Consider the following 14,097-nt stretch of genomic DNA (forward strand, 5'->3'; position numbering starts at 1 on the left):
CACTGGCGTGCGATCCACGCTCACGAGGAACTCCGATGCTGTATCAACTCTATGAAACCCACCGCGCGCTGCTGAGTCCGTTCTCGGAATTCGCAAGCGCCTCGGCCAAGCTGTACAGCCACCCGCTGTCGCCGTTCACGCACACGCCGCTGGCGCACCGCATCTCGGCCGGCCTCGACCTGATGCACCGGCTCTCGAAGGAGTACGAGAAGCCCGAATTCGGCATCACCTCGGTGAAGGTCGGCGGTGTCGACGTCGCCGTGCAGGAGCAGGTGGCGATCGAGAAGCCCTTCTGCCGCCTGCTGCGCTTCAAGCGCTTCACCGATGACCAGGCCGTGCTGGGCCAGCTGAAGGAACAGCCGACCGTGCTCGTGGTCGCGCCGCTGTCGGGCCACCACGCCACGCTGCTGCGCGAGACGGTCAAGATGCTGCTGATCGACCACAAGGTCTACATCACCGACTGGACCGATGCGCGCATGGTGCCGACCGAAGCCGGCCCCTTCCACCTGGACGACTACATCTACTACGTGCAGGAGTTCATCCGCCACATCGGCCCCGAGGTGAACGTGATCTCGGTGTGCCAGCCCACCGTGCCGGTGCTCGCCGCAATCTCGCTGATGGCCAGCGCCGGCGAGTTCACGCCACGCACCATGACCATGATGGGCGGCCCCATCGACGCCCGCAAGTCGCCAACGGCAGTCAACAACCTGGCGATGAACAAGAGCTACGAGTGGTTCGAGAACAACGTGATCTACCGCGTGCCGGTCAACTACCCCGGCAACGGCCGGCGTGTGTACCCGGGCTTCCTGCAGCACAGCGGCTTCATCGCGATGAACCCCGACCGCCACTTGAAGTCGCACTACGACTACTTCATGGACCTGATGCGCGGCGAGGATGAAAGCGCCGAGTTCCACCGCGCCTTCTACGACGAGTACAACGCCGTGCTCGACATGCCGGCCGAGTACTACCTCGACACCATCAAGACCATCTTCCAGGACTTCGCGCTCGTCAACGGCACCTGGGACGTGGGCGGCAACCTGGTGCGCCCACAGGACATCACCACCTCGGCCCTGCTGACCATCGAGGGCGAGCTCGACGACATCTCCGGCGCCGGCCAGACCAAGGCGGCACACGAGCTGTGCACCGGCATCCCGAAATCGCGCCAGTTCCACTACGACGTGATCGGCGCCGGCCACTACGGCATCTTCTCGGGCCGCCGCTGGCGCGAGAAGGTCTACCCGGAGCTGCGCGACTTCATCGCCAAGCACCAGACGGCCTCGGCGCCGCGCAAAGCCTCGGCCGGCTCCAAGACCGCCGCCCGCAAGGCAACCACCGCCCGCAAGCGGCCGGCCCGCTAAGCTCGGCGAGGTGAGCACAGCAACCCTCGCCGATGCCCTGAACGACGCCCTGCCGCAGACGCAGTGCACGCGTTGCGGCTACCCTGACTGCCGGTCCTACGCCGAAGCGATCGCGCAGGGCGAGGCGAACATCAACCAATGCCCGCCTGGCGGCGCGGAAGGCGTCGTGCGGCTGTCGCAACTGACCGGCCGCCCCGCCCTCCCCCTCAACCCCGTCAACGGGAACGAAGGCCCGCGCCAGCTCGCGGTGATCGACGAAGCCTGGTGCATCGGCTGCACGCTGTGCCTCAAGGCCTGCCCGGTCGATGCGATCGTGGGCGGCTCCAAGCGCATGCACACGGTGATCGACCCGCTGTGCACCGGCTGCGAGCTTTGCATTCCCATCTGCCCGGTCGATTGCATCTCGCTCGTCAACGTGACGGGCGAGGCGACCGGCTGGCAGGCCTGGAGCCAGCCTCAGGCCGACGAGGCGAAGGAGCGCTACACCTTCCACCGCCAGCGCCTGAAGCGTGACGCCGACGAGCGCAGCGCGCGCCTCGCCGCCCGCGCGCAAGTGCTCGCCCAGGAGGCCGGCCTCCCCGTGCCGGGCGCGGACTCCAAGGAAAGCCGCATCGCCGCCGCCATGGCGCGTGCGCGTCGTCGCAGCGGCACCTGAGCTCGGGTGCCTGTCGGCGCAGTCCTACAGCGATTCACGGCCAAGTCTGACAAGCCGGTATGCACAGGGCTGACTCGGGCTGCGTGGCGAGGCCCCTACGCTGTGCGCACGGGTTCGGTTGGAACCCGCAACGTACCGCACTCACAGGAGCCGACATGAATCGAGATCGCATCGGTGGCCAGCTGAAGCCCAAGGGCCACGTCCGCAAAGGCTGGGGTCGCCTGTTCGGAGACGAGCACCAGGGCGAGAAGGTCCGCGAGCACGCCACCGGGAAGACGCAGCGCACGTTCGCCATCCGCCAGGGCGAAGCCCGCGAACAGATCCGCGAACTGCAATCGCGCTATTGAGGCGCCAACACTGCGGCGCGAAATGCGATGAACCGGCCGACGTGGTGGATCCTGGTGGCCGCTGCCGCCTGGGCCGTGATGGCCTGCGATCCCAACAAGACGCCGAAGCCCGGTGAGCCGCCCAAGCCCGTCGCGCTGATGAAGACACAACACCTGGACGTGCTTCCCCGCTGAGGTGACCCTCGCCGATCACGGTGCGCTGAGACAATCGGCGCCATGAAGTCGTCGTCCATCGAGCCATTCTTCGCCACCCTCAAGGCCGCCAACCCTCACCCCGTCACCGAGCTGGAATACACCAACGCCTTCGAGCTGTTGGCGGCCGTGCTCCTGTCTGCGCAGGCCACGGATGCCGGCGTCAACAAGGCCACGCGCAAGCTCTTCGCCGCGGCCAACACGCCGGCGAAGATGGTGGCGCTCGGCGTCGAAGGCGTCAGCGAGTACATCAAGACCATCGGCCTCTTCCGCAACAAGGCGAAGAACCTGGTCGAGACCAGCCGCATCCTCGTCGAGCAGCACGGCGGCCAGGTGCCGCACGACCGCGAAGCGCTCGAAGCGCTGCCCGGCGTCGGCCGCAAGACAGCCAACGTGGTGCTCAACGTCGTTTTTGGCGAGCCGACGATGGCGGTCGACACGCACATCTTTCGCGTCAGCAACCGCACCGGCCTCGCGCCGGGCAAGAACCCGCTCGAAGTCGAGATGGGGCTGCTCAAGCGTGTGCCCGCCGACTACCTGCACCATGCACACCACTGGCTGATCCTGCATGGCCGCTACGTGTGCCAGGCACGGCGCCCGCTGTGCGAGCAATGCAAGGTGCTGCGCTATTGCGACTCGGCGCCGCCCGAGTTGTTGAAGAAAGCGACCGAGGCCGCGTAGGGCACGGCTGCAGGCCACTCGGCGGCAGTGCGCGGCTGGGTGTTGCCGGCCGCCACCCAGCGGGCCGCGTTGATCCAGCCGGCATGGCCGACCACGCACAGCGGTGCGTCTGCGCGGGCTGCGATGAACGACTGGCAGCGCGCCATCAACTGCCGCACCGACTCCCCGTCACCAGGTGCGTGGTCCGCGAAGTCATCGGTCCAGGCACTGAGCTCGGCGGCGTCGATGTCGGCCCAACGTTGCCCCTCCCATCGTCCGAAATCCAGTTCGCTCAGGCGCGCATCCTCGCGGTGCTCAAAGCCCCAGCGTGCGAGCCACCGGCCGACCTCGGCGCTGCGCGACAAGGGCGATGTGACCACCACACGCGGCCAACCCGTTCGCCGCACGTGCTCGCGAATGCGATGCGCGAGGCGCTTGGCCTTGCGCCGATCCACCGGCAGGTCGACCTGCCCCACGCAGCGCCCCGCCGCACCCACCGGGCGCGGGTGGCGCCAGACGATCAACGGGGCCACCACGCCACCCATGCCAGCAAGACACCGAGCTCGATGAGCTGCTGCGTGGCCCCGAGTGCGTCGCCGGTGATGCCGCCGAGCCGGCGCATGAACCAGCGGCCGCAGGCCCACGCGCCCACGACGGCGACAAGCCCCGACGTCGCCACCACCGGCCACCACGCAGGCTGCCACGCCACGAGCGCCGCGCTGGCCAGCCCCGACCACACGAGCGCCATCAGCAAGCCGGCCCCCGAAATACGCTCGGCCAACGGCTTGGCCTTGGCCTGCGACACATTGCCGGCGTAAGGCAGCCAGCGAATCAGGGCCACCGCCGCCGTGCGCGACACAGTGTGTGCAAGCAGCAGCGCGGCCATCGCCCACGTCACCGGCAGCGCCACGAGCGTGGCCGCCTTCAGGCTGAGCATCAGCAGCAGGCCCACCGCGCCATAGGTGCCGATGCGCGAGTCCTTCATGATCTCGAGCGCGCGCTCGCGGCTCACCGCGCCGCCGAGCGCATCGCAGGTGTCGGCCAGCCCATCTTCATGGAAGGCGCCCGTGAGGAGCACCGTGGCCATCATCGACAGCACGACCGCCACCATCGGTGGAAAGAGCAAGCCCGCCGCCCACAGCACCAGCGCCCCGACGGCACCGACGAGCGCACCGACCAGCGGGAAGTGCCGCGCGCTCTGGTTCAGCCACAGCGGGTCGAAGCCCACGCGCACCGGCACGCGCGTCAGGAACTGCAGCGCCACACCGATGAGCCGCAGCTCGTGAAGGATCATGGGGCCTGCTTGTCGGAGACGCCGGCCGACTCGAAGCTCGCCATCTCGTCGAGCAGCCTGAGTGCGCTCACCAGCAGCGGCCAGGCGAGCGCCGCGCCCGACGCCTCGCCCAGGCGCAGGCCCAGATCGAGCAGCGGCTCGGCGCCCAGGTGCTTGATGAGCGCCGCATGACCCGGCTCGGCCGAGCGGTGCGCGAGCACGCAATAGCCCAGCACCCGCGGCACCAGACGCGCGGAGGCCAGCACCCCCGCGCCCGCGATGAAACCGTCCACCACCACCGTGCGCCGCTCGGCCGCCGCCTGCAGCGCCGCGCCCGCGAGCATCGCGATCTCGAAGCCGCCCAGCGCGGCCAGCACCGCCAGCGGCGTGGCTGCGTCGCGGTGCCGGGTCATCACGGCCCGCAGCACGTTGAGCTTGCGTGCGAGGCCGGCATCGTCGAGCCCGGTGCCGCGGCCGGTGCAACGCTCCAGGTCTTCGCCGCCCAGACGTGCCAGCAGGAGGGCAGCGCTTGAGGTGTTGCCGATGCCCATCTCGCCCAGCAGCACCGCGTTGCCGGGCAACGAGCGCACGAGTTCACGGCCCGCTTCGATCGCCTGCACGCACTGCGACTCGGTCATCGCCGGTCCCACCAGCGCATCGGCGGTGCCGAAGCCGATCTTGCGGTCGATCAACCCGGGGCGTGGCGCGAAGCTGTGGTTCACGCCCGCATCGACCACGCTGAGCGCGAGCCCGTGCTGGCGCGCCAGCACGCTCACCGCGGCCCCACCGGCGAGGAAGTTCTCGACCATCTGCCAGGTCACGTCGCTCGGGTAGGCCGACACGCCGCGCGCGGCCAATCCATGGTCGCCGGCGAACACCAGCAGCTGCGGCGCGTGCCAGCGGGGCGCCTCGGTCTGCTGGATGAGGCCGACCTGCAAGGCCAGCGACTCGATGCGGCCCAGCGACCCTGTCGGCTTGGTCTTGCGGTCGAGCCGCTGCTGCAGCCGCTGACGCAGCGCGGTGTCGTGGATGTCGGCGATCTCGGGCAGGTTCATGGTGAAGCGGAAACGTCGGCCAGGCGCATCAGCGCACCGGGCTCGAAATGGGTGTCGATGAAATCGGCGAGCCCGTCGAACACGGCCTCCAGCGGCCGCGCGCCAGCGCCGAACAGCGCGCGCATGACGGCAGGAGACTCGAAGAGCCCGTGAGCGTACAGGCCGAGCACGTTGCCGTGTTGCCAGCCGATGGCCTCGCCTTGAAGGTTGAAAAGCGCCGATGGCGCGCTGGCCCCCGGGGCGAGTTCGGTGCGGCCGTGGCGGATCTCGTAGCCCTCGGCATGCACGCCCGAGAGCGCTGACCACCCGGCCTGCAGCGACGCGAAACGCACTGTCGTAGCCGAAAGAACTTTCCGCGGCTCGAAGCGCGTGACGAGGGGCAGCAAGCCGAGGCCCACCGCATCGCCATCCACGCCATGCGGGTCGATCAGCGCCTCGCCGAGCATCTGCAAGCCACCACACACGCCGAGCACCCGGCCGCCGCGCGCGGCGTGGGCGCGAATCGGCGCCTCGAGCCCCTGCGCCCGCAGCCACGCCAAGTCGCCGCTGGTGTGCTTGGAGCCCGGCAGCACGATCCAGTCGGCGTTGCCCATCGCGGCCAACTCGGCGGCATTGCGCACCCACTGCAGCCGCACGCCGGGCAGGTTCCGCAGAGGCTGGAACTCGTCGAGGTTGCTGATGCGCGGGTAAGCCACCACGGCGATGCGCGTGCCGCCGGCCGGGCCCGTCGGCGTGTCGTCGAGCACACCGTCTTCCTCGGGCAGGCCATGGCCGCGCCACATCGGCAGCACGGCGAGCGTGGGCACGCCGGTGAGGCCCTGCAGCTGCTGAGGGCCGGGCGCGAGCAGGCTCGCATCGCCGCGGAAGCGGTTCAGCACGAAGCCTCGCAGCAAACGGCGCTCGTCTTCGGGCAAGAGCTGATGGGTGCCGTAGAGGTGGGCGAACGCGCCCCCGCGGTCGATGTCGGTGACGAGCAGGCAGGCCGCGTCGGCCTCGCGCGCGGTGCGCATGTTCACGAAGTCGTTGGCATGCAGGTTGATCTCGGCCGGCGAGCCGGCACCTTCGATCACCAGCAGGTCGTTCTCGGCGGCGAGCGACCGCAAGGCCTCGCGTGCGAACGGCCACAGCGCCTCGCTGCGCTCGCGCCACGGCACCGCGCCCAGCTCGGCGCGCACCTCGCCCATCACCACCACCTGGCTGTGCGTGTCGCGCTCGGGCTTGAGCAGCACCGGGTTCATGCGCACCTCGGGCACACGCCGCGCCGCCAGCGCCTGGAAGTACTGCGCGCTGCCGATCTCGCCGAGTGCGCCGTTCGGGCCTGGCACCACGCGCGCGTTGTTGCTCATGTTCTGCGCCTTGAAGGGTGCGACCTTCAGGCCCTGCCGCGCGTACCAGCGGCACAGTGCCGTGGCAAGCCAGCTCTTGCCCGCGCCGCTGGTGGTGCCGAGCACCGTCACCGCGCGTGCCGTCATCGTGCGAGCCCCCGCCATGCGTCGCGCAACGCGCGCTGCGCGCTCGGTGGCTGCACGCTCAGGCGCACATGGCCCGGCAGGCCCATCGACGTGGTGTCGCGCAGCTTCACGCCCTGCTCGCGCAGCCGCAGCAGCTCGCCCTCCGTGGGACCACGTGCCGTGAAGAAATTGGTGACGCCGCCGTCGTCGACGACCCAACCGAGCTCGGTGCACATGGCGAGCTGTTGCTGCTTCCACCTGCGCAGGGTGTGCAGGCTGTCGGCGAGCCAGGCCTGGGTGACGGGCTCCGTCCACGCGTCGAGCATCGCCACGCCATGCGCCCCGACGGGCCATGACGGCGCGAGGGCCTGCAGGTCGGCCAGCAGCGTGTCGTCGGGCGCGATCGCATACGCCCCGCGCACCCCGGTCAGGCCCAGCGCCTTGTTGGGTGACATCAGCACCCACGCGTGCGCGGGCCGGCCCGGGGCTTCGCCGTGCAGCCGCAGAGGCGCGTATGCGCTGTCGATCACGAGGATCGCCTCGTCACGCACCGCGGGTGCCCTGTGCGCGTGGCCCCCCGGGCTGGCGGGCTCGGTGTGCCAGACGAGCCTCGCATCGCCCGCCGGAACCCGTCGAAGACCCGCGGCCTCGGCCGCCCGTGCGTAGTCGCCATACCCTGGCAGTGGCACGTGCACGCCTGCCGCCGGCCAGCGCCGCGCGACAACCGCGCTCAGACGGAAGATGAACTCGCTCGCACTGCCCGCCACCACGATGCGCGCGGCCTCGACACCGTGGAAGGCGGCAAGCCGCTCGCGCAAGGCCGTGCCGGCCGGGTCGGGGTAGCGCGTGGCGTCCGCGCGCTGCAAGGCGGCCAGGACCATCGGCGCGGGCCCGCAGGCATTGGCGTTGGTGGAGAAGTCCCACCGCGGCACACCGGCCGCATCGGGGCCACCGTGCACCGCCGGGTTCACACCGCCCTCGCCACCCACGACAGCACCGTCAGCACCACCGCCGCCCAGGCGGCCATGGTGGCGAAGCCCAAGGCCTGCACCATGTTGCGCGACGAAGGCGCGGCGCCGGTTTCGTTGAGCACGTAGACACCCGGCTTGGCCAGGCGAACGCCCAGGCGCAGCGCCATCGCGCCCATGGCCCAGCCGCCGTTGGGCGAGGGTGTGCGCCCCGCCTGCCGCTTGAGCGAACGCCAGCTGGCCGCGCGCCACGCCGGATAGAGGCTCAGCGCGGTGATGCGCGCAGGCAGCCACGACAGCACGTCGTCGGCACGTGCCGACCACTTGCCGGCCCATTCCCACACGCCGCGGTAGCCCCACATCGCATCCATCGTGTTGGCCACCCGGTAGACCACCGCGCCCGGCAGGCCGAAGATCGCGAACCAGAAGAGCGGTGCGACGACCGAGTCGTTCAGGTTCTCGGCCAGGGTCTCGATGGCGGTCTCGCGCAGCGTGTCTTCGTCGAAGTCGCTCAGGTCGCGGCTGACCAGCTGCGAGAGGCGCTCGCGGGCAGGCTCCAGACCGAGCGTGAGGCTGTCTTCGAAGGCGATCACTTCGTCGCGCAGCATGCGCCAGGCGAACATCGGCTTGAGCAGCAGCGCCAGCAGCGGGATCGACCACCACCACGCGAGCCCGAGCAGCTGCTTCTGCACCCACCATGCCAGCGCGCCCGCGCCGCCGGCCAGCACGATCCATGACAGCGCGCCGCCCCAGAACGCCGCCGACTGCGGCAGCACGCGCAGGCGGCAGCCCAGCGGCCACAGCAGCTTGCCGAGCCAGGCGACGGGGTGGAAGGTATTGCGGGGTTCGCCAAAGATGGCGTCGAGGGCCCAGGCGAGGATCAGCGCAAGGGCGAGGACGAGAGCGGCAGACAGCGGCGCAGAGGGGGTGGCGGGCAGCATCGTCGAGGTGGGTGCGGGCGGGATTGTGCGTCAGCCGAGGTCGGGAATCGCAACAAAACGCTCGCCCACCCGCTGGATGCGCAGCGCGTGGCCGAACACCTCCTGCAGCGTGGCATGCACTTTTTCGTCGTCGGCCGCGCCGACGACCCTCACCTGCCCCGCCTGCATGACGACGAGGTGATCGGCCTGCAGCGCCAGCGACAGGTCATGCAGCACGCTGACCACGGTGCGCTCGCGTGCCAGCCGCTGAAACAGACGCACCAGTGCCACCTGGTGAGGCGGGTCCAGGTGGGTGGTCGGCTCGTCGAGCAGCAGGAGCGGCGCGTCGACCGCCAGCGCCCGCGCCAGCAAGACGCGCTGGCGCTCGCCACCCGAGAGCTCATGCAGCCGGCGCTCGGCCCAGGCGTCGCACTCGGCATCGGCCATCGCCTGTGCGACGAGCGCATGGTCACGCGGGCCGGGCTCGGCGAAGAGGCCCAGTTGCGGCAGGCGACCCAGGTGCACCACCTCGCGCGCGGTGAGTTCACCGGTGGCCTCGCCCTGCTGCGCAAGCCAGGCGATGCGCTGGGCGCGCTCGCGCGGCGTGTGGGCCGCGAGCGGGCGGCCGTCGAGTTGCACCTCGCCCGACTGCGGCTTGAGCAGGCCGGCGAAGCAGCGCAAGAGGGTCGACTTGCCCGCGCCGTTGGGGCCGACGATGGCCGTCCAGCCAGAGGTCAGCGCCAGCGTCACCTCCTGCAGCACGGTGGCACGGCCCAGTTGCATCGTGAGCTTCTGTGCCTGCAACGTGCTCATGGGTGCACCCTCCGACGATGCAGCAGCCAGATCAGGTAACCGCCGCCGAGCACCGCGGTGAGCACGCCGACCGGCTGCTCCTGCGGCGCAGTGAGGCTGCGCGCCAGCACGTCGGCCGCCAGCAGCAGCACGCCTCCCATGGCCGCACTGGCCACCAGCAGGTAGCCATGCGTCGCCGCCGAGAAGCGCCGCACGAGATGCGGCGACACCAGGCCGACAAACGCGATCAAGCCGGCCTGCGAGACCGCCAGCCCCGTGGCCAGCGCGAGCACCAGCACCATCGCAAAACGCACCTTCGGAAGCGAGACGCCGAGGCTCGTGGCACTGTCTTCGCCGAGCGTGAGCGCATCGAGCGCGCGCGACAGGCGCCATGCCAAGGGCAGCGCCACGAGCAGCCCCAGGCCCATGACCGCACAACTGCCCCAGCCGAGGAAACCGGTCGAGCCGAGCAGGAAGGCCTGCTTGCCGCGCAAGGCATCCGGCGCCGCGGTCGTGACCAGGTCGCTCATCGCCGACAGCAGCACCCCCACCACCACGCCCGCGAGCAGCAATCGCGCCGTCTGCTGCGCACCGCGCGCGAGGCTCAGCGTGAGCATCACGCCGATCAAGGCGCCGATGAAGGCAGCGCCCACCAGGCCGAAACGCGCAATCAGCTCCGCCGTGGCGAGGCTCAAGCTCTGCCCTGCAAGCATCGAAGCGGCAAGCACCACCACCACGCCCAGCACCGCGCCCGATGCCGAGCCCAGCAGATAGGGGTCGGCCAGCGGGTTGCGAAAAAGGCCCTGCGCCACGGCACCGGCGAGGCCGAGCAAGGCCCCGGTCAGCCAGGCCCCCAGCGTGCGCGGCGCGCGGATCTGGCCAATCAGCAGTTCACCCTCGGGCCCTTGCAGCAGCGCCCAGGCCTGCGTGGGCGACCAACCCTCGCTGCCGGCGGCGAGGCCTGCTGCGCCGAAGAGCAGGCTCAGCACCCACAGGGCCAGCGTCAGTCGGCGACGGGAACGGCGCTCTTCGTCCGACATCAGCGCTGCGCCTTTTCGATCGAAGCCAGGCAGTCGGCCAACTGGAGCGCTGCCTCGCCCATGCGGGGGCCCGGGCGGATCAGCACCTCGTAGTGCTTGAGATCGAAGCCGCAGCTGCGCCGCTGCTGAAGCGCGGGCAAGCTCGCCCAGCCGGGGCGGCGCGGCATGTCGTCGAGGCTGCGTTGCGAGGCCATGATGATGTCGGGCCGCACCTTCACCACGAACTCGGGGTTGAGCCGCGGAAACGGCCCGAGCGCAGGCGCGATCACGTTGCCCATGTGCAGGCGCTGCAGCGTCTCGCCGATGAAGGAGCCGGCGCCCGCGGCATAGGGCGTGGGGTCGACCTCGAAGTAGACCTTCTGCCCGCGCACGCTCGCCGGCACACGCGCGGCCGCGTCGGCGAGCGAGCGCTGGATGCTCGCCCACACGCGATCGGCTTCGGCTGGCGTGCCCAGCAAGGTCGCCACCATGCCGAGCGAGCGCTGCACATCGGCATGCGTCTTGGCGTCAACGATCACCACCTTCAAGCCGAGATCATCGAGCCGGTCGATCACCCGGGCCGACGGGGCGGCCAGCACCACGTCGGGCTTGAGCGCGGCAATGCGCTCGACCTGCGCGTCTTCCAGCCCCCCGAGTTTCGGCAGCGCCACCACCTGCGGCGGTGAATTGGAGAAACGGTCCACACCGACCAGCCGGGCACACGCCTGCAGCGCGCAGACCGTCTCGGTCAGCGAGGGCAGGAGCGTCACGATGCGCTGCGGGCTGCGCTCGAAGCGGTGCGTCACGCCGCGGTCGTCGCGCAGTGAGAACGCCGCCCACGCCGGGCACGACAGGCCCAGGAGCAGCCACGTCATCACGAGGCGCTTCACGCCGGCCCTTTCACGTTCACCTCGAGGCCCGCAACCATCAGCGTGACCCGGCTTGCGCAGCGCGCGACAGCCTGGTGCAGATGACCCAGCGCATCGACGAAACGGCGCGCCTCGGGCGACATCGGCGACAGACCGAGGCCGATCTCGTTCGACACCAGCACCACCGGGCCCTGCGAGGCGTCCAGGGCTTCGCAGAGCGACTGCCGTTGCGCGTCCCAGGCGCGCTCGTCGAGCGCCGAGCCGTGCATCGGCATCAGGAGGTTGGTCAGCCACAGGGTCAGGCAGTCCACCACCACCAGCCGATGCGGCGCACCGAGGCGGCGCAGCGACGCGGGCAGCTCATCGGGCACTTCCTCGGTCGACAGGCCGGGCGCGCGCGCGGCACGGTCTGCGCGATGCCGTGCAATGCGCTCGCGCATCTCGGCATCGTGCGCCTGCGCCGTGGCCACGAGCACCGCCTCGTGGCCCGGCTGCTGCAGCCAGGCCCGTGCGCGCTCCTCGGCGCAACGCGACTTGCCGCTGCGCTGGCCACCGAGGATGAGCTCGACCGAATGGGCCACGGTCAGAGCGAGACCCGCACCGACAGCACCACGTTGCGGCCGGCCTCTGGGTAGATAGAGGTGGGCACGCCGCCTGCGCAACCATAGGCCTGCGTGTAGTACTTCTTGTCGGTCACGTTGTTGACGCCGACGCCGAGCTCGACCTGTTCGGTGCTGAAGGCATAGCGCAGACTGCCAATCGTGTAGGCCGGCATGGTGCAGGTGTTCTGGAAGTTCGGCGATTGTGACGACACCGTGTTCACGAGCGCGCCGAGCTTGTGGCCGGCAAACACCTTCCAGTCGGCACCGACCGATGCGGTGTAGCGCGGCGTCAGCGCGATGCGGTTGCCGTCATAGGCGCCAGCGGTGAACTTGGCCTGGCGCGCAGCGGCGTTCGCCCACACGAGCCAGTCACGGTTGAGCTGCAGGCGCGTTTCGAGCTCGACGCCCTGGCGCACCGTCGGGTCGAAGTTGACGTTGGCACCGGGGCCAAAGGGGCCGGGGGCTGCCGGGTCGTAGCCGATCTCCTGGCGCAAGGCGCTGCGGTAGAGGCGCACGTCGGTTCGGCCCGTGGCCCAGTTCACGCGTACACCCAGTTCGGCATCGCGCGAGGTCTGCGGCTGCAGGGTTGCGCCGATGGCGGTGAAGCCGATCTCGTCGACGTTGGGGAAACGGAAGCTGCGGCCCACGTTGCCATAGGCCGACCCGGACTTGCCGATCGGCTGCACGAGCCCGACGTTCCAGGCATTGAAGCGCTGGTCGACACCCGCCGTCGGCGCGTCGGTCGTGGTCTTGGTCGCGCTCTGGCGGCGCAGGCCGAGCGAGACCACAGTGCCCCACGGCGTCGACAAATCGTCTTTCACGTACACGCCGCGCGACTCCTGCTCGGCTGTCGACCCGAAGGCGCCGGGCACGACACGCGTCCAGGCGTCGTCGTCGATCCCGGTGATGACGGTGTTGCTGAAGGTGCCGATGGACGTGCTGTGGTGAACCCGCAGACTGCGGTTACGCGCCTCGATGTTGTAGGCGTACGCGAAGCTCGTCATGCTCTCCAACGCCTTGTCGCGCTGGCCGGCATCGAAGGAGACCTGAAAATCACCGAAGCTCGCAGCCGCGAAGACCCCGTTGCGCTGGTTGTCAACGCGCGCGCGGTCGTCCGGGCGGTTGGTCTGGGTGGGGTCGGCGTTGTATTGCGCTGTGGTGAGCGCGCCCGGCAGGCCCGTCTCGAGCGAATCTTGCGCATGGCGCACGCCAACGCGCAGCCAGTCGTTGCGCCACTGTGCAGCGAGGCTGCGGCCTTCGCCCGACGAGGCGAAATTGCGGCGGTGGCCGTTGGTGTCGCGCGCGTTGAGGGCTGCGTCGAGGGAAAAGCCGTCCTTCGTGAAGGTTGCCGAGCTGCGACCCTCCAGCAGCGAGTGGCTGCCCATCGCAAGGTAGCCCTGGCCGCCGCTCGTGCGCGGCTTGCCGCTGGCGGCCTTGGTGGTGATGACGATGGCACCGCCCGTGCCACCTTCTCCGTACAGCACGGACGCGGTGCCACCGCGCACGACCTCGATGGTCTCGACCGAATCGATGGAAATGCCGGCCAGGCGCGTGCCGCCCAGGTCGGCTTCGCTGATGCGCACGCCGTCGACGATGATGATCTGGTTGCTGCCGGCCGTGCTGCCGAAGCCGCGCAGGTCGAGCTGGTAGTCGCCACCGCCATAAAAGTCTAGCCGGCCCGGCACACCCAGGAGCTTCATCAGCGCATCGTTGACGGTAACGGCGCCGCTGTCGCGGAGCTGGTCAGCCGTCAGCACGCTCACGCTGAACGACAGACGGCTGGCGTCTTCGGGGAAGCGGGTGGCCGTCACCGTGACGGGCGGCAGGGAGGGCCCCTGCGCATGCGCCGCACAGCACGCGAAGGCCAGAACCGACAAGGAAAACGCAGGCATGGACACACGCGCAGCGGCAGACCGTGCCGAAGCGCGCAAAGCAG

16 protein-coding genes are annotated in these 14,097 nt (G+C 70.1%); 5 read left to right on the forward strand and 11 right to left on the reverse strand.

Features of this window, described 5'->3' with window-relative positions:
* The first annotated feature begins 35 nt into the window (after positions 1-35).
* The 5 genes from JI745_RS04760 (at position 36) to nth (ending at position 3,233) form a co-directional block, all read left to right on the forward strand.
* Positions 36-1,358: a polyhydroxyalkanoate depolymerase gene (locus JI745_RS04760; RefSeq protein WP_201804212.1), complete on the forward strand. Its 1,323-nt coding sequence runs from the start codon at positions 36-38 to the stop codon at positions 1,356-1,358.
* 10 nt (positions 1,359-1,368) lie between these two features.
* On the forward strand, positions 1,369-2,013 hold the full coding sequence (gene rsxB / locus JI745_RS04765) for an electron transport complex subunit RsxB (RefSeq protein ID WP_201804214.1): 645 nt from the start codon (positions 1,369-1,371) through the stop codon (positions 2,011-2,013).
* 155 nt (positions 2,014-2,168) lie between these two features.
* Complete coding sequence (locus JI745_RS04770) at positions 2,169-2,360, forward strand: hypothetical protein (protein WP_201804215.1); 192 nt, start codon at positions 2,169-2,171, stop codon at positions 2,358-2,360.
* Between the two features lie 27 nt (positions 2,361-2,387).
* Positions 2,388-2,534 (forward strand): hypothetical protein, encoded by a 147-nt coding sequence (locus JI745_RS04775; RefSeq protein WP_201804216.1) that lies wholly within the window; start codon positions 2,388-2,390, stop codon positions 2,532-2,534.
* Positions 2,535-2,576: 42 nt separating this feature from the next.
* A complete protein-coding gene (nth, locus tag JI745_RS04780) occupies positions 2,577-3,233 on the forward strand; it encodes an endonuclease III (protein WP_201804217.1) in 657 nt (218 codons plus the stop codon).
* Here nth and JI745_RS04785 read toward each other — a convergent pair.
* From JI745_RS04785 to JI745_RS04835, 11 genes are read right to left on the reverse strand one after another with little or no spacing between them, the layout of a single operon-like run.
* Positions 3,179-3,745, reverse strand: a complete 567-nt coding sequence (locus JI745_RS04785; protein ID WP_310738487.1) for a histidine phosphatase family protein — start codon at positions 3,743-3,745, stop codon at positions 3,179-3,181. The genes nth and JI745_RS04785 overlap by 55 nt on opposite strands.
* Positions 3,733-4,506, reverse strand: a complete 774-nt coding sequence (gene cobS, locus JI745_RS04790) for an adenosylcobinamide-GDP ribazoletransferase (RefSeq protein ID WP_201804219.1) — start codon at positions 4,504-4,506, stop codon at positions 3,733-3,735. Before cobS ends, JI745_RS04785 begins: the two co-directional genes overlap by 13 nt.
* Complete coding sequence (cobT, locus tag JI745_RS04795; protein ID WP_201804220.1) at positions 4,503-5,540, reverse strand: nicotinate-nucleotide--dimethylbenzimidazole phosphoribosyltransferase; 1,038 nt, start codon at positions 5,538-5,540, stop codon at positions 4,503-4,505. Before cobT ends, cobS begins: the two co-directional genes overlap by 4 nt.
* Positions 5,537-7,012 carry a cobyric acid synthase gene (locus tag JI745_RS04800; protein ID WP_201812335.1) on the reverse strand — a complete coding sequence of 492 codons (1,476 nt, stop codon included), beginning with the start codon at positions 7,010-7,012 and terminating at the stop codon, positions 5,537-5,539. The genes cobT and JI745_RS04800 overlap by 4 nt, the downstream gene beginning before the upstream one ends.
* The gene (locus tag JI745_RS04805) at positions 7,009-7,980 is read right to left on the reverse strand and encodes an aminotransferase class I/II-fold pyridoxal phosphate-dependent enzyme (protein ID WP_310738489.1); all 972 of its coding nucleotides are present in this window, start codon (positions 7,978-7,980) and stop codon (positions 7,009-7,011) included. The genes JI745_RS04800 and JI745_RS04805 overlap by 4 nt, the downstream gene beginning before the upstream one ends.
* Positions 7,959-8,900: an adenosylcobinamide-phosphate synthase CbiB gene (gene cbiB / locus JI745_RS04810; RefSeq protein ID WP_201804225.1), complete on the reverse strand. Its 942-nt coding sequence runs from the start codon at positions 8,898-8,900 to the stop codon at positions 7,959-7,961. Before cbiB ends, JI745_RS04805 begins: the two co-directional genes overlap by 22 nt.
* A 30-nt stretch (positions 8,901-8,930) precedes the next feature.
* Positions 8,931-9,692, reverse strand: coding sequence for an ABC transporter ATP-binding protein (locus JI745_RS04815; RefSeq protein WP_201804227.1), 762 nt, complete (start codon positions 9,690-9,692; stop codon positions 8,931-8,933).
* Positions 9,689-10,711, reverse strand: a complete 1,023-nt coding sequence (locus tag JI745_RS04820; RefSeq protein WP_201804228.1) for an iron ABC transporter permease — start codon at positions 10,709-10,711, stop codon at positions 9,689-9,691. The genes JI745_RS04815 and JI745_RS04820 overlap by 4 nt, the downstream gene beginning before the upstream one ends.
* The gene (locus JI745_RS04825; protein WP_201804230.1) at positions 10,711-11,565 is read right to left on the reverse strand and encodes an ABC transporter substrate-binding protein; all 855 of its coding nucleotides are present in this window, start codon (positions 11,563-11,565) and stop codon (positions 10,711-10,713) included. Before JI745_RS04825 ends, JI745_RS04820 begins: the two co-directional genes overlap by 1 nt.
* 11 nt (positions 11,566-11,576) lie before the next feature.
* Positions 11,577-12,146, reverse strand: coding sequence for a bifunctional adenosylcobinamide kinase/adenosylcobinamide-phosphate guanylyltransferase (gene cobU, locus JI745_RS04830; RefSeq protein ID WP_201812337.1), 570 nt, complete (start codon positions 12,144-12,146; stop codon positions 11,577-11,579).
* Entirely contained in the window at positions 12,143-14,053 is a 1,911-nt protein-coding gene (locus JI745_RS04835; RefSeq protein WP_201804232.1) for a TonB-dependent receptor, read from the reverse strand. Before JI745_RS04835 ends, cobU begins: the two co-directional genes overlap by 4 nt.
* Positions 14,054-14,097: the final 44 nt, after the last annotated feature.

The organism is Piscinibacter sp. HJYY11, assembly GCF_016735515.1.
Taxonomy (GTDB): Bacteria; Pseudomonadota; Gammaproteobacteria; order Burkholderiales; family Burkholderiaceae_C; genus Rhizobacter.